This window comes from Pseudomonas sp. 13B_2.1_Bac1, from assembly GCF_025466155.1.
GTDB classification, from domain to species: domain Bacteria; phylum Pseudomonadota; class Gammaproteobacteria; order Pseudomonadales; family Pseudomonadaceae; genus Aquipseudomonas; species Aquipseudomonas aylmerensis.
In genome coordinates this window covers 1-678 of the sequence record NZ_JANLOH010000004.1, presented here as the reverse complement: position 1 = coordinate 678, position 678 = coordinate 1, and the positions used below count along the sequence as shown (strand labels likewise).

Genomic DNA, 678 nt, shown 5'->3' with positions numbered 1-678 from the left:
CAATGGCCTGATCCAGCAGGAAGTCGGCTTTGACGGCCAACGGACGGCTTATGCCTACGACCTCAACGGCAACCTGCAGGAAAAAACCGAGCACGGCGACGATGGTAGTCAGCTGGTTACCCGTTATGAGCGAGATCACGCTGGGAGGCTCGTAAGAAAAACCCTGCCCGATGGCAACGCTGTCGACTATGCCTACGACCGCCAAGGCAACCTCCTTAGCGTCGACGATGGCCACTGGGCGCTCGCCTACGAATACGATGCGCAAAACCGCCTCACCGCCGAACACCAGGGCTGGGGCACCTTGCGTTATGGCTACGATGCCTGCGGCCAGCTGCAATACCTGCGTCTGCCCGACAACAATCGCGTGGTGTTCAATCACGCCAAGGGCGGCCACCTGTCCACCGTCGAACTGAACGGTGAAGCCCTTACTGCTCACCTATTCAAAGCCGGCCAGGAACACCAACGCCAACAAGGCCAGTTAATCAGCCACTACCACTACGACGACCAGCAGCGCCTGCACGCCCATGCCGTCAGTCAACAGCAGCACACCCTTTACCAACGCCAATACGACTACGACAAATCCGGCAACCTCACCCGCCTGCTCGACACCCGCAAAGGCGAACACCACTACCACTACGATCCCCTCGCCCGCCTGACCCGCGCCGACCACTCGCAGGA

1 pseudogene is annotated in these 678 nt (G+C 60.2%); it reads left to right on the top strand.

Annotated elements, in window-relative coordinates:
- A pseudogene (locus NTD80_RS00565) lies at positions 1 to 678 on the top strand (type IV secretion protein Rhs); the annotation flags it as partial.